Here is a 25770-nt window from a genome sequence, read left to right as displayed (position 1 = left end):
ATTACTTGTAGTTCCCGACTATAAGATCAAATTATCTAAAAATGAACTTAAAAGTTTGCATGCAAATAGCTTAGAAGAACTGGAAGTCTATACAATTATAACTATTCCCGACAATCCAAAAGAAATGACTATAAATCTTTTAGGGCCAATAATTCTTAACAAAGAAAAAAATCGTGCCAAGCAGATTGTTCTTGAAAAAAGCCCATACAGCACAAAACACAAAATGATAAATTGAGTTGTCTAATAAAGAGCATTCTTAAAATAAATAATTGTCATAAATTCTGCCAAAAGACTTTTTAAAGAAAGATTCAAAGTGGATAAGGAAAGGCGAAAATACTTTAGAGTTAAAACAGTTGTTCCTTTAAAGTACAAACTCGCCAGTGATGAGATAAACCCCAAAAAAAACAATTCAAATCTACAAGACCTATTTCACAACTTAAATATTTCAACTGAAAGTTACGATGAGCATCCTGTTCCATTCTTTGAAAAAGAAATTCTTTTACTGCTCAAGCAAATTGATAATAAGTTAAATTTCCTGATAAAAGGATTGAAATTAAAGGGAGGAGAAGAGCTTTGCCCGGGTGAGCCAACAGAAATCACATTAAGCGGCAATGGATTGAGTTTCCCTTCAAAGACTGCTTTCAAAGAAGGCGACCAATTAGAATTGGAAATAAGCCTTCCTGATGAATTTACTGCTCCCCTTATTCTTATAGCAAAAGTCAAAAACTGCAAAAAAGAAAATAACAAAGATTACAAGATATCTGCCGAATTTATGAATATCCTTCCCTCTCAAGAGGAACGAATTGTCAAATATACAATTGCCTGCCAAAGAGAAATCATAAAAAAAAGCTGAGTTTTACTCTCAAAAAATCAAAAAATAATTTAAAGATTTTCACCTTCTATCCGAAAAGATGAATAACTAAAAAAGGAAAGGAGGTGAAAAGAAGAGAAAGTTTTTCAACCCATAGTTAAGGTAAGGATACTTTAACTAAAAAGCTATTCAAAATAGCAAATTCAAGGAGGAAAAAATATGGCTTTACGAGTTAACACAAACATTGCTTCAATTAACGCACAGAGAAACTTATCAGTATCAACCAGCGCATTAAACAAATCCCTCGAAAAAATCTCTTCCGGTTTAAGAATCAACAGGGCAGCTGATGACCCAGCAGGACTTGCAGTTTCAGAAAAATTGAGAGCTCAGATAAGAGGTTATAATCAGGCAGTAAGAAATGCCAATGATGCTGTAAGTCTTGTTCAGACAGCTGAAGGAGCTCTCAGCGAAGTAAACAACATTCTCGTTCGTATGAAAGAGCTTGCCACGCAGGCAGCAAATGGAACTTTGAGCCAGACAGACAGAAACAATCTGGACAAAGAATTCCAAGCACTTGCAAGCGAAATTACGAGAATATCCAATGTCACAGAGTTCAACGGAACCAATCTGATCGATGGAAGCATTTCAGCCTCTGCGAATGCGGTAAAATTCCAGATTGGCATTGACAATTCAGCCAATGACAGACTGACCCTTACAATGAATGACCTCGATGCCTCTGCATTAAAACTTGGCGCAAATTCCGGTTCAAACGGAATCACAACGATAAGCTCCATTGATATGGCTCAATCTGCACTCGATGTAATAGACAGCGCCATAGACACAATTACGACCAATAGAGGCACACTGGGTGCATTGCAGAACAGACTTGAATCGACAATAAACAACTTGATGGTTAGTGCTGAAAACGCATCTGCTGCGCAGTCTCGTATTAGAGATGTAGATTTCGCCTCAGAAACGGCAAACTATGTAAAACAGCAAATACTTGTACAGGCAGGCACATCAATCTTGGCGCAGGCAAATGTTGCTCCTCAGGCAGCGTTGAGTCTCTTGGGATAAAGCAGCAATTAACACCAAATAAGACTGCAAATAAGCTAATGGAGGGGAGCCCCAATGCGGGGCTCTCCAAAATTGGCAAAAAACAAAAAGGGAAGAGATAAATGGCAGGAATATCAGTTGGCGGTTTAGCATCAGGAATTGATTTTAATAACATCATTGATCAGCTCGTGGAAATTGAACAACAACCGCTACAACTCTATGAAGAGAGGAAGAATACATATCAGGAGAAGATAGATTCTCTCAATAATATAAACAGCAGTCTTGCGTCTCTTCTCACAAAATGCCAAACATTAAACACAAGTTCCCAGTTCAATCTCAAATCCGTATCGGTAAGTGATACAGATGTTCTCACTGCTTCTGCTTCGAGTTCGGCAGTGACAGGAAATTATTCAGTCGAAGTTTTACAAACTGCTTCTTCCCATAAAATTGCATCTCAAGGTGTCAATGATATAAATGCCACAAGCATTAGTTCTTCATCAGGCAATTTCAGCTTCCGGGTAGGCTCCGGTGATGTAACCGACATTGCGGTAACAAGCACAACAACACTTCTACAATTGAAAGACGCAATAAACAATAGTAATGCAGGTGTAACAGCAAGTATCGTCAACGATGGATCCGCTACCAATCCTTATCGTCTTGTCCTTACAGCTGATTCAACAGGGCAGGACAATGAGATTACAATAACTACGAATGTTACAGATCTGGATTTTTCCAATAAATCAATTGAAAGCGTTTATTCCGATACTAACAATAGCTTTGATGGAACAGCAACCGCCTCAGGAACATATACAGGAACAGGCAGTAAAACTTACATTGTTGAAATAACAACAGGTGGTTCTATTGGAACGGCAAAGTTCAAAGTCTCCGATGATGGAGGAGCAACATGGACTGCCGATGATGCCTTCACTACCAGCACTTCTCCTACATCTATCTACAACTCGAGTGATGAAGGTGTTGACATCGCTTTTACAGCAGGCACTACAAATTTTGCAGTTGGAGACCGTTTTGAGATAGATGTATTTGACCCTACACTGGAATCTGCACAGGATGCCATTGTCAAAGTTAATAATATTAATTTCAGGAAATCTTCAAACACTATAAGCGATATTATTCCCGGCGTTACTTTGGAATTAAAATCAACTACATCCGGAACTCCAGTAACCTTATCTGTAACAAAAGACACCTCTACAGTAAAAGAAAACATCAATGATTTTGTAGAAGCCTATAACAGTGTCATCGAGCTTATAAACGAACAAACTGCCTATGATGCTGAAAATGATGAAGCAGGTCCGTTGTTAGGCAATTCTGCTGTTAGAAATGCTGAATTATATCTTAAAAGAATAATAAGCAATAATATTCCCGGATTGAGTGATACATATACGACACTTTCCCAAATTGGTATTTCAACTCAAGAAGACGGAACTCTTTCTGTTGATGATGACAAACTCTCTGATGCCCTCGATGACTATTATGACAATGTCGAAAAGCTCTTTGTAAAATATGGTTCCACAACCAATAGCGAAATTGAATTTTCTACGATATCTGATGAGACAGAAGGAGGCACTTACGCTGTAAATATTACACAGGTGCCTTTGCAGGCTGTAGTAAATGGCAGTCAGCCAATTCAAAGTTCAGGACTTGGAGCTGATGAAACCTTAACATTCACCTTTAGCGGTGTTGATTATACGGTAAATCTTTCAGCAGGAGACAAAATAGACACAGTTGTTGAAAAAATAAATACGCAGCTTTCAAATCAAAATGTTCCAATCTCAGCTGCCAATAATGGTGGTGCTTTAAAACTCTACTCACAGGAATATGGTTCAGGAATATCTTTTACAGTAACATCTGACCAACCAGATACTTCTGCTTCAACTGGAATAGGAACAAGCGGAAAATCAGATACAGGACAGGATGTTGCCGGTACAATCAATGGCCACACGGCTACTGCTGTGGGAAACAGTCTTACAGGCGCAGACGGATATGATGAAGAAGGACTGCAAATCCTTGTTTATTCCACAACTACTGGTTCAAAAGGGACTGTTACAGTTTCACTTGGTGTTGCAGAACAAATGATAAGAAAGCTCGATTTTATAACTGATTCAACTGATGGAACAATTCAGGCAAGCATAGACAGCTATCAGGAAGCCATCGATGAAATAGATGAAACAATTGATAAAAAGAACGAATCCATAGATAAAATGGAAGAGAGATTATTAAAGCAGTTCACTGCATTGGAAAGTATAATTTCAAGTCTCAACGCTCAGAATCAGGCGTTATCAAGTTTTCTTGCTAAAATATAATGGAGGAATAAGATGACAAAAAATGCTTCAGGAAGTCAGTATCGAGTAACTCAGATTTCTACATCCAATAGAATTAAAACGATCTCGCTTTTATATGAAGGTGCAATAAACTTTCTTAATCAGTCAAAAATAAAAATGCAGGAACACGATTACAAATCAAAAGGAATTTATCTCTCTAAGGCATCGAGGATTGTATCAGAATTGAGCAATGCTTTAGACCCTACCGTTAATAAAGAGCTAACAAGAGAGTTGGAGCGGCTTTACGAATTTATAAATTTCAAGATACTTGAAGCCAATATGAAAAATAACCCTGCCTTTATTGATGAGTCTATCAAAATACTGAAAACAATAAAGGAAGGATGGGATAAACTCTCAGAAATAGAGGAAAATAAAAGAAAATTTAGTGATTCATTAGATAGTGTAAACCAAAAAGGCATATTATCTTTAACAATTTAAATAGAGAGATAAAAAATGAATGATAACAGGTTAAAATTAATAAGCCAAAAGGTTCAACTTTACCAAAAAATTCAGGATATCGCCTCTGAAGAAAGAAAAGAGGCGGCAAGAAGCAACTATACGAGAATTCTCTTCCTACAGGAGATGAGACAGCAAATACTAAACCAAATTGAGAAGCTTGATAAAACAATAGAAACGCAATCAAAGGATAAACAAGGGGTAGGGGGAAAAAAGTTTAAATCTAAGGAAGAAAGCGAAGCTCAAGGGAAAGTCATTTCTTTGATCAAGAATATCCTGAAAATTGATGAGGAAACTCTTAAAGTTGTTAATGCCCATAGAGACGAAACACTTAAAAAGATTAAAAGCATTGGCGATGCAAAAAAACAAATAGAAGGATATGGCGGAAAAAAGGTAAAAAAGTCTAAGATAATTGATGGATCGATTTAACCATGTTATTAGGAAAATATTACCTATTTCTATACTGTAACCCCTTGGTCCTTATTCTATAAAATTCCCACCTTATTTCAATATTTTCTTATTTTTCAATAGATTATTAAATTTTTAAAATTTTTCCAATCTCCTTTAATTTCTGGCAAAGAATTTGCATATACTTTGGCGGACTACTTTAAAGAGGAGGAAAAATGAAAATCTCAGTTTCAATGATCGCCTTAAATGAAGCTCAATTTATCGAAAATGCAATTGAATCATGCACATTTGCAGATGAAATAGTCATTGTTGACGGCGGCAGCAAGGACGAAACAAAGGAAAAACTTCTTGATTTAGATGACAAAAGAATCAAATTGATAGAATCACCTTGGGAAAATGACTTTGGGAAACAACGTCAAATATCATTGGAAAATTGCACGGGCGACTGGATAATACGAATTGACGCAGATGAAGTCTTTTCCGAAGAATTTGAAAATAATATTAAAAATTATCTTGAGAACACGACTGCTAACGCTGTAACTATCAGGCAATGCAACCTTGTGGGAAATACTCATTATTATTCAAAAACCTACGATAATTTTGAAGCATGTCCCAGAATTTTCAAAAAACTACCAAATGTAAGATGGGTAAACAAAATCCATGAAGTTGTTGCCGGCATTGAAGGAGAAGTGGCCAAATGGGATGTTTATGTCGTACATTACGGATTTCTCAATAAAGAGCGCTATCGCAAAAAAGCAAGATTTTATTCCAAAATCGAAGGAAGCGGATTCAATAAAGAAGAAGATTTAATTTATAGAGAATATAATATAATGCCAAGGCCTGATAGGTCTTATGAAAAAGCACAGCTTGCAAAAAAACTTGAAAAGCAATTTTCACCACCTCCAAAAAACAAGCCTTCTATTGCAATCGTAAGAGGTCCAAATCTAAACGAATGGGAGTTGAAAAACTACGAACCTTTGGCGAAAAAATACGATATTACCGCTTACACAACCTTGAATCACAACTTTTCTCTTGATAATGCAGGTGTCCCGGTAGTCAAACTACCCACTCATCCACAGTCCCCAATATACCTAATGGGTTTGGAATATGAGCTTTTCGATAAAGATATAATCTTTACAGCAGATATAACATGGCTTTTCTCACTTCAATGCGCAGTGGCAAAGAAGAAATTTATGAACAACTTAGTTGTGCTTGAATGGGAAAATATACCACTTATTTACTATGACAATGAAAATATCAGTACAAATAAAAGGAATGTCATCAACCTTGCCGACTCATTTGTAGCAGTAACAGAAAGGGCCGCCGAGGCACTTGAATTGGAAGGCGCTGACAAATCAAAAATTTCAGTGATACCGATGGGTATCGATACAAAATTCTTCGCACCTTCCCAAGAAATGAGAATAAAAAAAAGAAAAGAATTATCATTGTCAGAAGAAGATGTACTTGTCCTCTTTGTTGGAAGATTTGTCTACGAAAAGGGGATATACGATATCCTTTATGCGGCAAAACTTCTTTTCAATAAGTATCCTCACCTCAAAGAAAATCTCAAGTTTCTTATGATAGGAAGAGGGCCGGCAAAAGATAAGGTCATAAATCTCATCAAAAAGCTTTCACTTGAAGAGAATTTCACAATTGAACCTCATTCGTCCTACAGTAGTATGAGAGAATACTATAGTTGCGCAGACATCTTTACACTTCCAAGCATACCGAAAGAAAACTGGAAAGAGCAGTTTGGAATGGCAATCGTTGAAGCAATGTCATCAGGACTTCCAGTTATTTCCACATATTCAGGTTCAATTCCTGAAGTAGTTGGCGATTCTGGTATTCTTATTCAGCCAAATGACCCTCAATCGTTGGCGGAAAAAATAAAAGAATTATTCGATAACGAAGAACTAAGAGCCAAACTATCAAAGCTTGGAAGGGAAAGAGCAGTAAAAAATTTCGATATTTCAATAACCTCAAAGCAATTTGATGAACTTTTCGAAAGCCTTTTGATCAAATCAGGCAAAAACTATAGAAGTAAAGAAGAACGCAAGCAATCAGGCAATGGCAGAAAGGATATTGACCTTGGGTATTACAGTCAAAAAAGGAGCGATATTTTAGAAATTGTTCCGCATTCAGCGGAAACCATATTGGATGTAGGCTGTGGCGCAGGCGAGATGGGATATGAGCTTGTCAAGAGAGGGAAAAAAGTCATAGGCATTGAAAAGGAACCGACTGTTGCAAAAATCGCTAAAAAAAGATTAACAGAAGTCTTTGAGGAAGATGTCTCTCTCCTTGAAACCGAAAAATTAAGTAAAAAATTTGACTGCATCATATTTGGAGATGTCCTTGAACATCTTATTTCTCCCGAAGAGACCATAGAAAAATTGAAAAAATGCCTCAAACCGTCAGGATGTATAATCCTTAGCATACCAAATGTTAGAAATATCACCGTTCTTGAAAACTTAGCAAGAGGCAACTGGACTTACCAGGAAGCCGGAATCTTGGATAAAACACATCTTCGTTTTTTCACCTTCAATGAAATCGAACGTCTGTTAGAAAGGCAAGGATTTGAAATTAAGGAAATCAAGAACAACATTATGAATATAGAAGAACTAAAAAACATCAAATATGACGAAGAAGGGCATACAAGCATTAAAATCGGAAATTTAACTCTTGAAAAACTCACAAAAAAGGATGTAACCGAACTTTTTACAATACAGTTTATCATAAAAGCCTATCCAAAAAATGCAGAATCCTCTCATTTGAATAAAACCCCAATCTTCTTTGAAGAAATAAAAAAATATGAAGAACAAGGCGCCTATGAACAAGCATTGGAAAAATATAAAGAAATCTTAAAAAACAACCCCTCAAACTTAACCTTATGGGAAGGAATGGGAAGATGTTATAGAGCGCTTGGTAATTTAGAAGCTGCAGACAAAATTTACAGCCAAATCGAAACACAATGCCAATCAGCAGAATCACTCCTCGATTTGGCAAACTTTTATAGTGAAAAGAAAGATTATAAAAAGGCGCTTAAATATTTTATTAAATGCAAGGAAACCCTTCCCCCTCAAGATGAGCGATATAAAGAAATAATCTTGGGAATAGCCGATTCCCTTACCTGTTTGAATAAACTTACAGAAGCGAAGAAGTGCTACAGCGAATTAGAAAAAATAGAGCCAAATTCAGAAAAAGCTGCAATCGGAAAAGGAGTTGTTCATTTTATTGAAGGTAATTTCAAAGAAGCAAAAAGGAATTTTACAAAGGTTTTAGAAAAAAATCCAAAAAACCTAAAAGCCCTTCTTGGCAAGGGAATGGCATTGCTTTCAGAAAAAGACACAGAAAAAGCGATGGAAACATTTTCTTATGCATTGGATATTGACCCTGACAACAAGCAGGGTGTTTCCTTTTTAGTAAAATGCGCTATTGAATTAGATAAAAAGGAAATTGCAGCAAAATATCTTGAAAAATACCTGAATCTTCATCCTGCAGACCTCAATATGCTCTTTAGTCTTGCCACTGTTTATTACTCTTTGGAAGATTATGAAAAATCAATTGAACTTTTGGAAAGAATCAAAATATTCGAACCCCAATTTGAAGGTGTTGATGATCTGCTTGAAGAAATAGATCGGAAGATCAAAAAAGGAAGAAATCTCAACTCACGAGCAATTCATAGGGAAAGAATATTGGCAAACAGTTAAAGTTTATATTTTTTTAGAATGAATAAAGAAAAAATAGCAGTTATACAAATAGCAAGAATGGGAGACCTTCTGCAGAGTCTTCCTTTGTTGAATGCACTGCATAAAAACTTCCACATTTCTGTCTTTATAGATAAAAATCTTGTAGAATTGGCAAATCTCTTCCAATCAGTCGATGAAATAATTCCAATAGATATTCAATCTTTAGCAGAAATTTCAACATCGAATGAAATATCTCTACTCGAGAAATATGAGATACTGAAAAAATATGTCCAAAGTTTTTCTTCAATGAATTTCTCTAAAGTTATAAATCTCAATTATTCATCTCTCTCCTGTCTTATTGCCGATGCAATAAGCACTCAAAAAAAACTTGGCTTTTATTATCAAAACGACCGTCGAACAATATACGGGACTCCATGGATGGATTACCTACTTACATCAACCTCTACAAGAAGATTTAACAGGATAAATCTTTCAGACATTTTTCTTTACAGTGCCGGATCAATTATTTCATCTGAAATGCCATCGAGGTATTTTTTCAACAATGCTAAAGAAAAAAAAGCTCAAAGAAAAAATGATGAAACAACTATATCTATCCAAACAGCCACAGGGCATAGAAAAAGATTTTGGCCAGACAATTATTTTTCAGCGCTATGCAGAATGCTCCTCAATGATAAGAAAGTAAAAATCTATCTCACAGGGACAGCAAAAGAGAGGGAAAGGGCTGAAAAAATAAAGCAGTCTGCCGCAGAAAATGAAAGAATTGTTAACATAGCCGGCAAAACGACGGTAAAAGAGCTTTCTGAAATTCTTTCCCAATCCGACTTGGTGATAACATGTGATACAGGAACGATGCATCTTGCAGCATCTTTGGATACAACTGTACTTGCCTTATTTTTTGGACCGGCATTCTGTTTTGAAACAGGACCTTTTACAAAAGACAACTACATTATTCAGTCATTTAAGAAATGTGCTCCCTGTATGGAAAGCATTGAATGCATAAATAGAGAATGCCTAAATTCCGTCTCACCAGAATTGGTATATAAAACTTCGCTTTCCATATTATCGAATAACGAATCAATTCTTCAGGAGACAACCATTCCAAATGACATAACTATTTATAAAACCGAAGAAGATTCCTTTGGTATTACTTGTGAGCCATTGTTTGGAAATGTCCATAATTATGAAAATAAACTAACAGATGAATTACGATTAACTTGGTTCTATATTATGAATAACATTGATTCAAAAAACCCTTTTTTAGATAAAATTTCCAAGATCAACTTTATATTTAGCGACAATAGTTACAACAAAGGAATTACCGATTTGTATTATCTGGTAAAAATCAGGAAAAAACTCCTTCTTTCACTTCCCCATCAATGGAAATCACATTTTGAAATAGACAATATCGACGAACGGATCAATTCATTGAAGAACATTCATCCCCTTGCACACATAATAAGATTCTTTTTTCGAAATATCGAAAGACATAAGTTTTCTGATGCATACAGTGATGCAATCTTCTTTCATAACAATTTTTCAAATGCCCTTTATAAGCTAACTATAAACTGCCAAATACAAGTTGAGGAGAATTATGGATTTATTTGAACAAAATATAGAGCTGCTTAAACGAAATTCGCTTCCCCTTGCAGAAAAAATACTCACATTAGAAGAAACAAAAGAGTGCGAAGTCATCAATGCAAGAAACGGAATGCCTACTTTAAAAGTAAATGGCTATCTTTATCACAGCGTCTATGACCCGTTGCGTGAAAGTAGGTCAATAGTTGATAATTTCCTGAAAAATAAGAATGTTGAAAATTATTCATCATTGATAGTCATTGGAATGGGATTCGGATACCATATCAATGAATTTCTGAAAAAGGGATTTCAAAAGATAATTGTAATAGAAAAGAACTGTGGAATTTTGAAATCTGTTTTTTCTTTCAGTGATCAATCGAATATTCTAAAGAAAACAAATTTATTTTCTCTTGACGAAGAAGAGACCAATAAGTTTATAGAAGAAATAAATCTTCTCGCGGGGAATAATCCTCTTATTTATATTCATCCTCCTATTGAAAAAATCCTCTCAAAGGAAAATGTCGAAAAACTCATCAGCAAACTGACGCCTTTCAACTCTGATGAATTCAGAGGATTGAAGGTTATGGTAACTTATCCTCTTTATGGCGGCTCTTATCCAGTAGCAGAATATACAAGCCGTGCATTTGAAAAGATTGGATGCAGAGTACAGCGCTTTGATATGAGTAAGTTCTATCCTCTCTATAAAGAACTTGATTATGCCGCCTCGAATAAAACAAATAACGAAAAGTTAAAGGGGCTTTTCTTAACTCTCATTGAAGAAATATTTGTATCGAATGTAGTTGAAAATCAGCCAAATCTCATATTTTCACTTGCACAATCTCCAATCAGCATTTCAGCGATAAATAGGATTAAACCGTTGAAGATTCCCCTTTGCTACTGGTTTGTTGAAGATTTTAGACTAATGGATTACTGGCGCAATGTTTCCCTTTCTTATGATTATTTCTTTACCATCCAAAAAGGGGATTTTTTTCGAGTCCTATCATCGGCAGGAGTCAAGAATTACCACTATCTTCCTACTGGATGTGACCCTGAAATTCATAAACCTGTAGAATTAAGCGAAGAAGAGATTCGCGAATTCAAGTCTGACATATCATTTATGGGAGCTGGCTATTACAACCGCAGAATCTTTTTCAAGAAGCTTGCCGATTACGATTTTAAAATATGGGGGACCGATTGGCCTCTTGAAGACCCATTTTATGCAAAGACTGTTCAAAGAAAAGGTGAAAGAATTTCAATAGAAGATACCGTCAAAATATACAATGCCGCTTTAATCAATATCAATTTGCATTCCTCGACATACCATGACGGTGTAAACCCCTACGGGGATTTCTTGAATCCAAGAATCTTTGAAATTGCTGCCTGTGGAGGATTTCAACTTGTTGATAAAAGAAGTTTACTGAAGGAACAATTTGAAATTGGAGAAGAAATAGAATGCTTCACTGATATCGATGAATTAAAAGAAAAGATAGATTACTACTTGTCTCATCCAGAAGAAAGAAAGGCAATTTCTTTAAAATCCCGCAATAGGGCAATTTCTGAGCACACTTATTTGAAAAGAATGGAAGAAGTACTAAAGGTCGTCTCAAACGGCAAGGGAATAAAACTTGAAAAGCCCGATACTGACATTAATTCATATAAAAATTTGGTTAAGCAATGCGGAGATGATGAAGAATGTCTAAAGATCTTATCGAAATTCAAGAATTATGCGCACATTTCAATCAAAGACATCGCAAGAGAAATTGAAAAAGGAGAGGGAAAACTCTCTCAAAGTGAAAAAATATTTTTAATGATGAATGAATTTGCTCAAAGATGAAAAAGATACTCATAATAAATTTGGCTCGAATGGGTGATCTTTTACAATCAACTCCGCTTTTGGAGGAGATTAAAAAAGAAAGCCCTGATTCAAGAATTACAATGCTCGCAAACTCCAAATTTGCGGCAATCTGTGAAAGACTCCCTTTTATAGATGAAATAATCAAATTCGATGTTGAAGAAATTGCAAAGTCGATTTCAGAAAGCAACAAAAATTTGATTGAAATCTACAAAGACTTAAAAAATAAAATCGAATCACTGAATCGAAAAGGATTTTCAAAGATAATCAATCTCACCCATTCCAAAATGAGCGCATTTCTTATGTCCCTCTTGGATTGCAATGATAAAAATGGGATAACTGTAGATCCCAATGGATTCAGGGTAATCAAGAATGACTGGATGATTTATTTCTTCAATGCCGCAATCAATAGAAGATTCAATCCTTTTAATCTTGTTGATATGTATCTCCTCACAACAGGCAAAAAAAATTCTATAAAATCTTTACTCCTTGAGCTTCATAATGAGGATATTGCTGAAGCTGAAAATTTCTATGCCGCCAAAAATGTCAAAAAAGACGATTTGCTCATCGGACTTCAACCGGGCGCAAGCAAATCGCATAAACAATGGCCTGTTAAGAATTTTGCCCAAGTTGCTTCAAAGATAAAAAAAATAATTGATGCAAAAATCGTAGTTTTTGGAACATCAGCAGAATCACATCTCGCAGAGGAAATAAGAAAAATTGCAGGCGAAGACATCATCGATGCAACTGGGGTAACGACAATGAAAAATCTACCTGCCTTCATTTCCAGATGCAGAATGCTCATAACCAATGATACAGGGACAATGCACATTGCGAGCGCAGTAAATGTGCCGGTTATTGAAATATCGATTGGACCGGTAAATTATACGGAAACTGGCCCCTATGGAGAGGGACATTATGTAATTCAGACAAATGTTAAATGTTCGCCATGCAGTTTTAATGTGAAATGTAAAAATGAAATTTGCAAAGAAACAGTACTGCCGGAGGAAGTCATCTATACGATAAAAGCAATGCTTGGATATGAAGAGATGAAAAATGAAAAACCAAAAACCCTCTTTTTAAATTCAAATTTATTCTATTCTCGCTTTGACAGTGAAGGATTTCTTGAATTTGTTTCTCCATTTCCTCTGCCGCTGAATAAAACTCTCTTTTGGAAGGAAATATACAGAATATTTTGGGAATATGTTTATTTTGGAAAAGAGCACGACGAAACTTTGGAATCGAATATCGATGTAAGGTTCGGGAAATACTATTTTGAGAATGATTTCATAGTTGAGAAGGAATCAAAGAAAATAATTGAAAGAATCGATGAAATCATTGAACTTGCAGAAGAAGGGAAGGAAATAATAAAAAAAATCATTCGCGCTCTTACAGAGTCTCCAGATGCAGTAAGCACAGATATATCCCTTCTTGCAAAAAGAGTGACTGAAATCGACGCCGAAATTTATCGCCTTTCTTTAGCAACAGAAGAATTATTGCCAATATGTGATGTTTATAGAATGAAACGAGAAAGTATCGATGACCCTGAAGCTACAAAGGTTTCATGGAAATGTTTAGCATTAATGGAAGAGCTCCAAAATAACTGCCGATTTTTTAAAAAAGTAATCTACAAGACATTTTCATCTGAAGTCGTTCAAAGAAAAAATTCAAAAAAAGGAAAAATATCTTTTCAGGTAATAAGATGAATAATTTTTTGGAAAAAAATCTAAAGGCATTAAAGACAAGAGATCCATACATCTATGATGAAATTCTCTCATCTAAAAGTAAATGTGAATTGCAGGGAATCGCCCATTTAGAATGCTTATTGTCAAAAAATTCTCTGCCAATTCTTTCAGTAACTTTTGGCAACGATGAAAAAATGAATCTCTCAAGCTCTTATGACCCAAACAGAGAAGGAGAAAGTATCAGTGCCTCCCTTCTTCAAATGGGAAATGAAGAAATAATGGTGATTGTAGGATCGGGGTCTGGATATATCATTGAATCTTTAGTTGAGAAGAATATGGAAAAAGAGATAGTTTGGATTGAATACGATAAAAGAATATTGGAAAAGATTCTTAGTCTTCATGATTTTTCAGAAATACTTTCTCAAAATAATATTCATCTGATCCTTTCAAAGAATGCGAAGGAAGTTGTCAAAAAGGTGGCTGAAGTAAGGATGAAGAGGGGCTTCAAGGCATTGAGACTTTATATTAATCCTTCGGCAAAAAAGATATGCGCAAATTTCTGCAAAGAAATTGAAGATGAAATTATAAAAATGAACAGCTCCCCAATAAGAAGGATAATCGATTATAAAAAGTTTAAGAATCAAAATCTCAATATAATTGTATTTGATTCGTCTTACTTTACTGTTGCTGAATGCATAAAGGCATTTAGGATTTTAGGGCATAATGTTTTTCCCATCAAATTCAAAGACCAAAACAAATTTATAAAGAAACTATTAAATCTTATATTTGAGATTAAACCTGATTTTATTTTTACGGTCAATCATCTCGGCTTTGATGAGGACGGAGCCCTTACATCCCTTCTTTCTTCAATGAAGATTCCTTTTGCTGTTTGGTATGTGGACAATCCCTTTTATGCCCTAAAAGACGACAAAAAGAATGTATCTGATTTCTGTAAAATCTTTATGTGGGAAAAAACCTATATCAATCCTATGAAAAATAAAGGTTTTCGTAATGTTTCATATCTGCCTCTTGCCGCTGATACAGAGCTTTTTAAACCAATGCCTTTTACAGAGATTCCAAAAAGATATGTTTCAGATATTTCATTCGTAGGAAACTCAATGTTCGATGCAGTCAAGAAATGGCAAAAGAAGATAAAAGAAATAGAAAAGTTAAAAAAGATCGAGGATGAAATCATCAATATCCAATTGCTTAATCATAAAAAGCCAATTGAAGAAATAATGAAGGAGAAAGTGCGCAACGATTTATCAGAATTAATGAGTGAGAATGACACATTTATAAATGCCGCGGCATATCTCACTTGGAAAACGACAATGAAATACAGGCATAGTGTAGTTAAAAAGGGCATTGAAGAAGGCGGTGTTGTCTATGGTGATAAAGGATGGAAATATGTAGTTGATGATAGAAAGATAAGGAATTCAGTTGATTATTATAGCGAACTTGCACTCGTTTACAATGGAACAAAAATAAATCTCAACTGCACCAGTTTTCAAATGAATTCAGCTTTGAATCAGAGAGTATTTGATTGCGCCGCTTGTAATTCTTTCCTAATCACTGACGATCAGTCGGATTTATATGAACTTTTCAATGAAGACGAATTTGTATCTTTCAAAGAGACTGGCGAAATACCTGATTTGATAAGGTTCTACATAAAAAATGAAAAAGAAAGGCAGAAAATTTCTTTAAAAGCATTCAACCGAGTGATGAATGAACATTCCTATGAAAAGAGAATGCATACTCTTGTCGAAGAAATGAAAAAAGCATTCAAAGAACAAGAGGTCTACTTTTCTAAAGGATATGAAGAAAAAAATGTAAATTTACTCTAAAGAAAAACATTGATTAATTTAAATGGAGGAAAAAAAATGACTACATCTGAAGCCTGTAAGAATGAAAAAATCATTACAAAAGAAGAACTTTATGAGCTTGCAAATCAGGCGATTCTATCAGCAGAAGAATTCTGTTTCAGTGCTAATGACAGAATAATGAACATTGCAGGCAATTTTAGAATGGGCAATGAGGAAGCTGCAAATGAAGAATTCGCAACAGTAATAGATGACCTGCAGATGATTTCGCAATTGTTAAGTGACCTGAAGATAATGTTCGATATGGAAGAAGATAATTTCAGTAAAGCAAAAGAGATCATTTTTAACGAAGAACAAAAATTTCTTACAACAGTAAATGAAATCCTCGATGCTCAACAAAAAGAAGACTGGATACTTATGGCTGATTTACTGGAATTTGAACTAACAGCATTCATTTCTTCATTGAACAACAATTTAAAAGCAGTCAAGAAATTCATTTAAGTAAGGAAAATACTTTAACAATCCAAATCGGGGGATACTTTTTAATGAGTATCCCTTTTTTAATACCTGCAAACTTTTCCTTGCAAGGCAAACTTTTCCTACTAAAAATTTCATTGAAAAGGGCAGCCATCTCCTCCGAATAGCAAATATCCTTATATTTCAATGAGTTAAATTTATCAATTTTTTTTATTATTTCTCCGATTTTTTGGCAAGCGATTTGCATATCAAAAAAGCAAATCTTTTTAAAAAAGGAATCATTAAATCTATGAAAATAATAATAACGGGGGCAACAGGTTTTGTAGGCAAAAACCTTGTCCCACTACTGCAAAATTCAGGCCATGAAGTAACCCCCCTAAGCAGCAAGGATATTGATATAAGAAAACCTGTTGCCCTTCCCCCCGCCGATATTCTTTTTCATCTTGCCGCAAACCCCAAGGTATATCTTGCAAGAAAAGAGATGATTGAGGATTTCAGGATAAACGCCCTTGGAACTCTTCATATTCTCGATGCAGCAGTTAAAGCAAAAATACCAAAGATTATCTATGCATCGACTGTCCTTGTTTATAGAAACTTATATGGCGCAAAAGAGGACGATCCCTTAGACAGCACCGATGTATCGGGACCTTACGGCGTAAGCAAGCTTGCCGGTGAATTTTATGTAAAGCAGTATCATTATACGCATAAAATTGATTATGTCATATTGAGGCCCAGCGGTCTTTATGGACCTCATATGTACAAAAATCCTATCTTCGATATGGTATCAGGATTCCTTAAAGATGAACCAATCAAGTTATTCCATGACATAGAGTCTGAATTCGATTTCATTTATATCGGAGATGTCGCAAATGCTTTTGCTATGTCGATGCAGTGGAGCAAAGAAACTCTCAATGTAAGCCATGGCAAAAGCGTAAAGCTGTCTGAAGTTTATGAAATACTTTCCCGCCTATTCAATAAAAAACTTCCTATAAGCTGGTCAGGAACTAAAGTAAAACTTTGTTTCAATAATGAACGAATCAAAAGTCTTGGATGGAAGGAAGAACATTCCCTTGAAGAAGGACTGAAAAAAACAATCGAATACTTTGAAAGGAGGAAATGAATGTCTAAATACAGAATTTGTTTGATCAATCCTGATGCTCCTGGGTTGCAGGACAAACTTGCTTATCCCCCAATAGGACTTTTATATATAGCGGCTTCCCTTGAAGAATATGGATTTGATGTTTCTTATGTAAACTTCTGTGAAGATGCAGAAAAAGAGATCCCTGATGCCGAAATTTATGGAATATCGATACACAGCATAGCAGTTCTCAAAGAATCCTTCAAAATTGCTGAAAGGATAAAAAAAGAGAAGGGACGCAATGCTCTGGTAGTAGGAGGAGGTGCGTGTGCAAGCTCATATTTTTTAAGGGTTCTTGACGAAAACTTAATCGACATTGCAGTTATAGGTGAAGGCGAAATGACAATGCTCGATATAGCCAAAGGAGTCCCTTTGGATGAAATAAGGGGAATTGCATACAGAAGAGGTAAAGAGATATGCATCAATGCACCACGCCCTTTCATAAAGAATCTCGATATTCTTCCATTTCCAGCAAGGCATCTTGTTCCAATCAATATTTTAAAGAGCAAATCAGGAGTTCACGGTGAGAAAGGTGTCGATACAACCTCCATAATAACAAGCCGTGGTTGTCCCTATAAATGCGCTTATTGCGACACAAACCACTGGAAAAGAATCTACAGGCCAAGATCGGCTCAAAATGTTGCTGACGAAGTCAGGCATATAAAAGAAACCTATGACATTCACCATTTGCGTTTTATGGATGACACTTATACTCTTGATTCGAAAAGGGTAATGGAAATTTCCAAAAAACTTATGCCTTTAAATATTACCTACATCGCCATAAGCCGCGCTGACCGTGTAGATAGGGAAACATTAAGAATGATGAAGAAAAGCGGATGCGAAGAACTTCTGATAGGTGTTGAAACAGGTTCAGAAGAACTTCTAAAAAGAATGAATAAAGGAGAAACGCTTGATCATTATAGAAATGCCATTAGGGAAATAAAGAATGCCGGAATCAGGACAAAGGTTTTTATCCTTTTTGGCTTTCCCGGAGAAAACAGAAAGACAGTGGAAGAAACAAAAGCATTTCTCGAAGAAACACAACCTGATAAAGTGCATATGTCAACATTCATTCCTCTTCCGGGAACTGATGTTTGGAATAATCCTGAAAAATATGGAGTTACAATCGACAAGGAAGATCTTGAAAACTATTGGTTTTATTGGGAACCTGACGACATAGATAAAGGATTCGTCGCCAAGAATCGTAACACCTTTGAGCTAATGAGATTAAGGTCTGAAATGATAACCTATCTAAGAAATGAGGAATGGAAATATGAAAATATTGCTGCTCGGACTCGGAAAAACCGTTACAGCGGCTTCACTGCCTCAAAGTTGGCCTGATGCTTATGTAACAAAAAATTTTTTTGGGCATGAAGTCATAACCTTTGGTTATGCCGACGGCGTTGATATAAAATGCGCTCCTGAAGATACATTTGAAACAATTATTTCACGTCTCCCAAAGGGATGGATGCCCGATATCTGCATATGTACCCATATCGACTGGCTATTTATTCCACCGGGTATAGAAAATGCGCCCTTTCCTATAATCAACATAACTGCAGATTGGGATTACAGGCTTGCCATTGCAAAAACATGTGCGGATATATTCGATATGACGATAGTGCTCGGAGAAGATTCAAGAAAATCTGTTGAATCTCTGGGGGCAAAAAATGTTTATCCCTTCCATTATTTTGGCGTCCTAAAGGAACATATTCACAAAGATATCGACTCCATTGGAAAGAGAGAGTTTGATATTTCTTTCACCGGCTCAATAAACGATGTAAGCCATCTAGATAGATCAAAATGGTTGATGCGCCTCTGTGAATTATCGGACAAGTATAACATCTATATCAATTATCCCGGCTCGAGTATTGAAGAATATCTTGAAATCCTGAGAAAATCAAAACTTGTCTTTACATTCCACAGAAGAGGAGAGCTTCAACTTAGATTTACCGATGCTGTCGCTCAAGGTGCATTGGTTCTCGATTCAGGGAAAGAAACAGCAAAATATTTCAATGACGATGAATATGCAAAGTTCGATGACAGCGATTTTGAAAAAGTAATCGACAAGTTTCTCAATGATGAAAATCTGCGTAAGGGAACAGTCAAAAAATGTTTTAATCGCGTAAACAGAGAGTTTGAAAGCAGATATCGTTTTAAAGAACTGATAGACTTTATTGAAGAAAAACTTGATATTATTTCAAAAACAAAAAGACAGTTCAAAGAACTGCCGGAAACCGAGAAGCTCATTAGACAAGCCGAAACATATTATTACAATTTTTATGAAACCTTTATTCCGCGAAATATTTCATATCTTTTCAAATCTGCAGAACTTTTAGAAAAAGCGGCAGCCATTCAGGAATCCCCAAAGATCTTAACCGACTTGGCTGTAGTAAAATCTTCAATAGCTTTCAAAACGAGTGAAAACTTCAACAAAGACAAAAATCTATCTGATGCGATTGCGATTCTTCAACGCGCAATAAAAAGATTTCCTGACTATGCAATGGCATATTTCAATTTAGCTTTTATCTATTTCACCATCAATGAAACCAGAAAGGCAGAAAAGAATTTCAGACTTGCTATTGGTAAAATGTCTGAAAGAGCGGAAAACTTAGATCCGTGGTGCCTATATCACTTTGAGCACCACAAAAAACCTCAAGATTTCAAAAAAATCTTGAATGATTGTTTAATCACGATCTCTGAAAACAAATCACAAAGAGGACTTCTTGCCGCAAACAACCTATATATATCTACTTGCTGGTATTTTATTGGCAAAATACTTCTAAGTGAAGGAAAAGTGTATGAAGCTTATGAATGTTGGCAAAAATCTATTTCCAAAAATTGTGAGCGCGGAATGATTTTAAAAGAGCTTGCAGAATTGGCTGATATTTTAGAAGATATCGAGTTTGCAGAGAGGACATACAAGAAAGCCCTTAACCTTCTGCCTCTCAACATAGAACTTCGCATTGCTTACATAAAATTTCTTTATAGAAATAAAAAGTACAATGAATGCTTACAGGAATGTAAAACGACATTAAAAATCTGTAAAACGATCAGGGCATACCGGCTATGCACAAAAGAAATCAAAAATATCATCCTTTTTCTTAGGAGAAAAACAGGAGAAACACCTTCGCCTTTCAAAAGCATCGACGCCTTGAAGTTAGGACATCTTACAAATGTAATCGAGTTTTTAACCCTTGCCTTTACCAAAAATCCAAAGGACATAAGGTTGTTATTGCGAGGCGCATCTCTATTAATAAACTCTTCTCTCTATGATGATGCTATTGATATTTTAGAAAAAGCTGAAGAAAAATTCAGTAAGGAAGAAAAAAATCATATCAAAAAAACTCTTGTAGAACTTTACCGCTACAAGATTAAAAAGGGTAGAGATGATTCTACGAAATATCGAAGGAAATTTTCAAGAATTCTCACTTTGCCTATTTTGTCGGACAATAAGAGACCATTCCCTAAAGTTTCAGTTCTTGTAAGAACCTATAATAGGCCTAATTTGTTGAAGGAATGCTTGGAAAGTCTTGTGCAGCAGGAATTCAAAGATTTTGAAGTAGTATTGGTAAACGATGGTGGAGCAGATGTGACAGAGATTGCGGCAAACTATAAGAATAAACTAAAAATATCATTGGTAAATCACGGAACAAATCTTGGAAGAAGCGCAGCATGGAACAGCGCCATAAAAATTGCAAGAGGAAAACATTTAGCATTTCTCGATGACGATGATATTTTCTATCCCTCTCACCTCAACAAACTATACGACGCAATACAAAAAAATAATGTAAAAGTTGCATACAGCAATTGTTATTGTGTAAAAGAGCTTCTTCTAAATAATGAAGAAAAGAAAGTTGTTAAGGAAATATACAAAACAAATGATTTTGATCCATCGCTTTTACTTATGAAAAATTATATCCCAATTATAACCCTTATGGCAGAAAAGGAAGCAGTAGAAGATGCGGGGCTATTCGATGAAAGTTTTGATGTGCACGAAGATTGGGATATGCTCATCAGATTGGCGCTTGATAATGCATTTTTTCATCTCAATGAGGCAACGGCTGAATACAGAATACGGGCAGACAACTCAAATAGCCGTACAGCAGAAAGAGAAAGGTATCTCGATACTCTGATGAAACTTTATGATAAATACAACTATCTTGTGAGAAACAATCCTGAAATCTTAAAAGTTCAGCAGAATAATATTAAACTTCTTAGAGAAGAAATCGAAATGAGAAAAAAATTTGTACAAAAGAATTCTTCCCCGTTAGCGGCATTTAGATGAAAATCCAAATCTTGCCTAACTCATCACAAAATCTTCTTCATCCTGAATTAGGCATTTGCCGCAAAGAATTCCTTCCGTTTTATTTCTATAGTAAGCTCTTCGTATCTTCATATATTTTTCACTATTCCAGACTTCATACAGAGAATGCTTCTTTAAATTTCCAAGTACTGTGCTTCTTTCCCAATCAACACAGCATAAAAGAACATCTCCATTATAAAGAATATATGCCTGCTCCATCAAACGCACACATTTTGATAATCTTTTCCACTTCTTTATATTCAAGCTGTTTCTCTCAACTGCGTTGCTTGTCCTGTTTTCAAGGGCATGGACATTTATCTTCAAGCCTCTATTTCTCCAAAACTCCCGAATCTTATCAAGCTCCTTGTCATTTAGATTTGTATGCACCATTGTAATTCTAATTCGTGGTTTTTTATAGTTACCTTTGTTTTTCAATTCTACAAACCTTTCTACATTTCTCAAATTTTTCTCAAAATTAAGCCCCTTCATACTTTTCTCATATGTTTCTTTCGTAATCCCGTGAAAACTTATACTAATTCGGTCAAGGCCTGAATCGAGGATTTTTCGAGCCATCTCTTCATCAAGAAAAGTAGCATTCGTGTTTATCTTTGTATAAGTAGGTTCCTTTTTGACCTTCGTAATATATGCAATCTTTTCACAGATATCCTTATCTGCCAATGGCTCATTCATAAGATATGGACTGATTCTTTTCATCGGATATCTTACACACTCATCTATTATTTTTTTGAAAAGCTCCATATCCATAGTCCCGTGGGATAGTTTATTGATTGTTTTATAATTGGGACAAAATGCACAATTCGCATTGCATCCAGACTTTGTCTGTATCTGGACTATTTTTGGAAACTCAGGTAATGGTTCATACTTCTTGACAATTTTTAGCCACTGACGGGATAAAATATTTTCCTCATCTGGCAAATAATATCCTTTTGCCAAGCTTATTCCTCTATATATAAATTAATTGAATGTTATTTTACTCTCTTTACTGTCCAATGCTATCTACTTGAAAAAAGGTTTTTTTTCAAGAAAGATGTTCAATTCTTCTCTTTCTGATAGTCTTCGAAAACTTTTTTATACTCTTCGATATGAGAAAAGGGTCATAGAAAATTAGAATGAAATTCTTTATCTGATGACGAGAAAAAAAGCCCTTCAAGGAAAATCCTTAAAGGGCAAAAATTTTTTTAAAAATTGTTTGTTTTACCTTTTTTTACTTAACAGCCATTTTCTTCTTGGATACTCCAATATTGTTGCTCTCATTAGATTCTAAAATTGAATCTTCTGAATCCCAATAAACCTTTACATAATATTTGCCTTTCTTTATCTTTTTCTTCAACTTCTTTTTCAATGTAATGCTTTTCGACTTTCCTGATGAAAGAGCAGGCACTGATTTACTTCCTATTACAATAGCTTTTGCATCTATGGATTTTGATTTTTTCTTTGACAAATAGAACTTGACTTTAGATGAAGTTGAGTCTTCATTTCCTATATTCTTCACCACAGCAATAATCTTGACCTTTTTCCCTCTTTTCGCCGATTTTGGTGCTTTGATTTTCTTATACTTCAAATCAGGCGCATTGATTGGAAGGTACTTTGCATCAAAAGTGATAGATTCTCCTCCAACAAGGGTATCGGTCTGCGAGTCAGGAGTTTTATAATCTGCAACAGCTGTAAAAGTAATTGTATACTCTCCTTCAGGTGCCCCACTTTGACTCCAAACTTTACCGCTTCCTGTATATGTTGCAGGCCCTGTAATAGTAAATGAAGCGCTATCCAAATTTGTTGTCACAGTTATTACACCTGTCGTTGGCACATAGGTTTTGCTGAAAATCAGTGTTTCACCAACATTGAGAGTTTTGCTTTTTGTATTTGGCGTTTTATAGCCATCAACAGAGCCCATTGTTATAGTATAAACTCCTGCAATTGCCTCCGTTGTCCAAAGTTTGCCGCTACCAGTAAATGTTTGTGGCCCTGAAATTGTAAAAGTTGCTTCATCGAGATTTGTCCTTACCTCAATTGTGCCCGTCACTATAGGGTCGAATTTTGCAATGAATGCGTCGGAATCACCATTGTTTGTGGTTTGTAGAGTAGTTGAAAGCGGAAAATCATCGATTGTAGTAGTATATCCAGTAATATAGGCATTCCCATTTTGGTCAACTGCAATTCCATTGCCTACATCAACCTTATTGCCCCCAAAGAATGTTGAATATATTACCGAATCACCAGTTGAGTTGATTTTTACTACAACTGTATCGGTATTTCCTCCAAAATTTTTCTGTGATGGTATATAAATTGGAAAATCCGATGAGTCAGTATCTCCCACTACATAAATATTTCCATCAGGGCCAACAGCAATTCCATTTCCTGAATCATCTCCCTTTCCTCCATAATAGGTGGTAAACATAGGAGTTGGTGCAAACTTTCCTATACATATGTCTGAAGTGCCACTTCCCGGAGATGCTAAGTTTGCCTGCAAGGCATCAGTAAGTACAGGAAGGTTATCTGAGTAGGTTGTGCCTACAAAATAAATGATATCATCTTTGACTGCAATCCCATTGCCTATATCGTCATCATCACCTCCAAAAAAAGTTGAGTACTCCAATGCATTTCCTGAAGAAGATAGAATTGTAATAAAGGCGTCATTTAGCGCAGATTTTGTCCCCCATTGGGGTAAAACTGTCGGGAAGTCGGATGAAATTGTAGCTCCTGTCAGGACTGCTTTCCCTGAAGAATCTACTGCAATATCATTTGCTTCATCTGTGTCAGAACCACCAAGATAGGTTGAATAAATCAATGAAGTTCCGGAAGAATTTATCTTAGCCACAAATGCATCCGAAGTGCCTCCTGCAGAACTGCTTTGAAATGCAGATGTAACCGGAAAATCTGTTGAAGCAGTTACTCCTGCGATATAGGCATTGCCGGAAGAATCGATTGCTATTCCATTTGCATAGTCGTTTTCGCTTCCTCCAAGATAGGTAAGATACTCCACTGCCGAACCTGTTGAATTCAATTTTGCCACAAAGGCATCACTAGTTCCTGATGCGCCGGACAAACCACTCTTTGCTGTTTGAATAGTTGTTGAGACAGGAAGATCTGAAGAAAAAGTTTGTCCTGTAATATAGATATTGCCTTTGCTGTCGATGGCAATATCATTTCCTGAATCATCGTTGTTTCCACCAAAATAAGTAGAAAATAATAAAGTGTTTCCTGTTGGATCTACTTTTGTGATGAAAGCGTCAGATGTTATTGTTTGGGGAGCGTAGGCTGTTTCCTTCAAAGAAGTTTGAAATGCCGAGGCAAGAGGGAAATTGCTCGATGCAGTTTTGCCTATGACATAAAGGTTGCCATTGTCGTCAACTGCCACAGAATTTCCTATTTCTTTTCTGTTTCCGCCAAGATAGCTTGAATAGCTCAATATTGGATCTATTACAAGTGGATAATCGTTATTATAGGAAGCAATTTCAAAGCCGCAGGTTCGGTTATCCGGAAAAATTTTATAGCCTCCTTCAATATTGATATATTCATCATTGATTATCTGATAGATATGGGGCTTTCTTTGAATTATATTTCCATCAGAAAGGACTATTATGAGGTTTCCTTCTTCATCCCTTTCAAGCCCTTTTATTCCTTCATAGCGCAATTTTATCTTTGACAGGTCAGCTCCGGGTTTGATTACAATATCATATTCGAGTTGATTGTTATTACCATAAAATTTGAAATTGACTCCTTCATAGACTTCGCTGTAAATCACCTTTTTGTAAAGCTTTACATTTCGACGCCATTTCGAAGGATCATTCCCAATTAGATAATTTAGGGTTCCATTTTGAATGCCTACTGTTTTAATTTGAAGATCTTTATTTCTGCCAAGCGGCACTATCTTAATACTTTTAACTTTCTGTTGATTGTTTTCTCCAACCTTTCTGAGATTGATATAAAACCCTTTTTTCGTAAAAAGAGTCGTATGCCCAATGCCTTTTTCATAATACTTTACTCTATTATCGAGTTCGCCGCTATTTCTAATAAAAGCAAGAGGTATCGATGAAAATGTTTTAGATTCAATGCCCGAATTTTTATCAACAGAAGTTTCTTTTGAAGTGGGCATTTCTTTAATGCTTAATACTTCAT

18 protein-coding genes are annotated in these 25770 nt (G+C 35.6%); 15 read left to right on the top strand and 3 right to left on the bottom strand.

Annotated features, from left to right (window positions below):
* The 12 genes from D6734_12465 to D6734_12410 all read left to right on the top strand — a co-directional run.
* On the top strand, positions 1–235 hold a 235-nt coding region (locus D6734_12465; protein RMF92381.1), incomplete at its 5' end, for a flagellar assembly protein FliW.
* A gap of 30 nt (positions 236–265) precedes the next feature.
* Positions 266–853, top strand: a complete 588-nt coding sequence (locus D6734_12460; GenBank protein ID RMF92380.1) for a hypothetical protein — start codon at positions 266–268, stop codon at positions 851–853.
* 177 nt (positions 854–1030) lie between these two features.
* The gene (locus tag D6734_12455; protein ID RMF92379.1) at positions 1031–1888 is read left to right on the top strand and encodes a flagellin FliC; all 858 of its coding nucleotides are present in this window, start codon (positions 1031–1033) and stop codon (positions 1886–1888) included.
* A 101-nt stretch (positions 1889–1989) separates the two neighbouring features.
* Positions 1990–4188 carry a hypothetical protein gene (locus D6734_12450; GenBank protein RMF92378.1) on the top strand — a complete coding sequence of 733 codons (2199 nt, stop codon included), beginning with the start codon at positions 1990–1992 and terminating at the stop codon, positions 4186–4188.
* A gap of 12 nt (positions 4189–4200) precedes the next feature.
* On the top strand, positions 4201–4644 hold the full coding sequence (fliS, locus tag D6734_12445) for a flagellar export chaperone FliS (protein ID RMF92377.1): 444 nt from the start codon (positions 4201–4203) through the stop codon (positions 4642–4644).
* A 15-nt stretch (positions 4645–4659) separates the two neighbouring features.
* Positions 4660–5091, top strand: a complete 432-nt coding sequence (locus D6734_12440) for a hypothetical protein (protein ID RMF92376.1) — start codon at positions 4660–4662, stop codon at positions 5089–5091.
* Between the two features lie 194 nt (positions 5092–5285).
* Positions 5286–8777: a glycosyltransferase gene (locus tag D6734_12435; GenBank protein RMF92375.1), complete on the top strand. Its 3492-nt coding sequence runs from the start codon at positions 5286–5288 to the stop codon at positions 8775–8777.
* A gap of 18 nt (positions 8778–8795) precedes the next feature.
* Positions 8796–10382 carry a glycosyltransferase family 9 protein gene (locus D6734_12430; GenBank protein ID RMF92374.1) on the top strand — a complete coding sequence of 529 codons (1587 nt, stop codon included), beginning with the start codon at positions 8796–8798 and terminating at the stop codon, positions 10380–10382.
* Complete coding sequence (locus D6734_12425; GenBank protein ID RMF92373.1) at positions 10369–12186, top strand: hypothetical protein; 1818 nt, start codon at positions 10369–10371, stop codon at positions 12184–12186. Before D6734_12430 ends, D6734_12425 begins: the two co-directional genes overlap by 14 nt.
* The gene (locus D6734_12420; protein ID RMF92372.1) at positions 12183–13910 is read left to right on the top strand and encodes a glycosyltransferase family 9 protein; all 1728 of its coding nucleotides are present in this window, start codon (positions 12183–12185) and stop codon (positions 13908–13910) included. The genes D6734_12425 and D6734_12420 overlap by 4 nt, the downstream gene beginning before the upstream one ends.
* Positions 13907–15733, top strand: a complete 1827-nt coding sequence (locus D6734_12415) for a hypothetical protein (protein RMF92371.1) — start codon at positions 13907–13909, stop codon at positions 15731–15733. The genes D6734_12420 and D6734_12415 overlap by 4 nt, the downstream gene beginning before the upstream one ends.
* Before the next feature lie 36 nt (positions 15734–15769).
* Complete coding sequence (locus D6734_12410) at positions 15770–16210, top strand: hypothetical protein (GenBank protein ID RMF92370.1); 441 nt, start codon at positions 15770–15772, stop codon at positions 16208–16210.
* On the opposite strand, the gene D6734_12405 is transcribed toward D6734_12410, so the two are convergent.
* The gene (locus D6734_12405) at positions 16203–16433 is read right to left on the bottom strand and encodes a hypothetical protein (protein ID RMF92369.1); all 231 of its coding nucleotides are present in this window, start codon (positions 16431–16433) and stop codon (positions 16203–16205) included. The genes D6734_12410 and D6734_12405 overlap by 8 nt on opposite strands.
* Here D6734_12405 and D6734_12400 point away from each other — a divergent pair.
* From D6734_12400 to D6734_12390, 3 genes are read left to right on the top strand one after another with little or no spacing between them, the layout of a single operon-like run.
* The gene (locus tag D6734_12400; protein RMF92368.1) at positions 16428–17306 is read left to right on the top strand and encodes an NAD(P)-dependent oxidoreductase; all 879 of its coding nucleotides are present in this window, start codon (positions 16428–16430) and stop codon (positions 17304–17306) included. The genes D6734_12405 and D6734_12400 overlap by 6 nt on opposite strands.
* Positions 17307–18665: a radical SAM protein gene (locus tag D6734_12395; protein ID RMF92367.1), complete on the top strand. Its 1359-nt coding sequence runs from the start codon at positions 17307–17309 to the stop codon at positions 18663–18665. It abuts the gene before it with no gap.
* A complete protein-coding gene (locus tag D6734_12390; GenBank protein ID RMF92366.1) occupies positions 18583–21612 on the top strand; it encodes a glycosyltransferase in 3030 nt (1009 codons plus the stop codon). Before D6734_12395 ends, D6734_12390 begins: the two co-directional genes overlap by 83 nt.
* Before the next feature lie 15 nt (positions 21613–21627).
* Here the strand turns inward: D6734_12390 and D6734_12385 are convergent, their stop codons facing one another.
* Together D6734_12385 and D6734_12380 are read right to left on the bottom strand one after the other, a co-directional pair.
* A complete protein-coding gene (locus tag D6734_12385; GenBank protein RMF92365.1) occupies positions 21628–22584 on the bottom strand; it encodes a radical SAM protein in 957 nt (318 codons plus the stop codon).
* 271 nt (positions 22585–22855) lie between these two features.
* The coding region (locus D6734_12380) for a hypothetical protein (protein RMF92364.1) at positions 22856–25770 on the bottom strand (2915 nt) is incomplete at its 5' end.

Source organism: Candidatus Schekmanbacteria bacterium, assembly GCA_003695725.1.
Classification (GTDB): domain Bacteria; phylum Schekmanbacteria; class GWA2-38-11; order GWA2-38-11; family J061; genus J061.
This window is presented reverse-complemented; position numbering and strand designations above follow the sequence as displayed.

Bases quoted from the DNA above. Each gene is read 5' to 3' on its own strand.
- D6734_12395 (RMF92367.1), top strand. From the start codon at position 17,307: ATGTCTAAATACAGAATTTGTTTGATCAATCCTGATGCTCCTGGGTTG.
- fliS (RMF92377.1), top strand. From the start codon at position 4,201: ATGACAAAAAATGCTTCAGGAAGTCAGTATCGAGTAACTCAGATTTCT.
- D6734_12450 (RMF92378.1), top strand. From the start codon at position 1,990: ATGGCAGGAATATCAGTTGGCGGTTTAGCATCAGGAATTGATTTTAAT.
- D6734_12455 (RMF92379.1), top strand. From the start codon at position 1,031: ATGGCTTTACGAGTTAACACAAACATTGCTTCAATTAACGCACAGAGA.
- D6734_12430 (RMF92374.1), top strand. From the start codon at position 8,796: ATGAATAAAGAAAAAATAGCAGTTATACAAATAGCAAGAATGGGAGAC.
- D6734_12420 (RMF92372.1), top strand. From the start codon at position 12,183: ATGAAAAAGATACTCATAATAAATTTGGCTCGAATGGGTGATCTTTTA.
- D6734_12405 (RMF92369.1), bottom strand. From the start codon at position 16,433: ATGCAAATCGCTTGCCAAAAAATCGGAGAAATAATAAAAAAAATTGAT.
- D6734_12440 (RMF92376.1), top strand. From the start codon at position 4,660: ATGAATGATAACAGGTTAAAATTAATAAGCCAAAAGGTTCAACTTTAC.
- D6734_12390 (RMF92366.1), top strand. From the start codon at position 18,583: ATGAGGAATGGAAATATGAAAATATTGCTGCTCGGACTCGGAAAAACC.
- D6734_12415 (RMF92371.1), top strand. From the start codon at position 13,907: ATGAATAATTTTTTGGAAAAAAATCTAAAGGCATTAAAGACAAGAGAT.
- D6734_12425 (RMF92373.1), top strand. From the start codon at position 10,369: ATGGATTTATTTGAACAAAATATAGAGCTGCTTAAACGAAATTCGCTT.
- D6734_12410 (RMF92370.1), top strand. From the start codon at position 15,770: ATGACTACATCTGAAGCCTGTAAGAATGAAAAAATCATTACAAAAGAA.
- D6734_12435 (RMF92375.1), top strand. From the start codon at position 5,286: ATGAAAATCTCAGTTTCAATGATCGCCTTAAATGAAGCTCAATTTATC.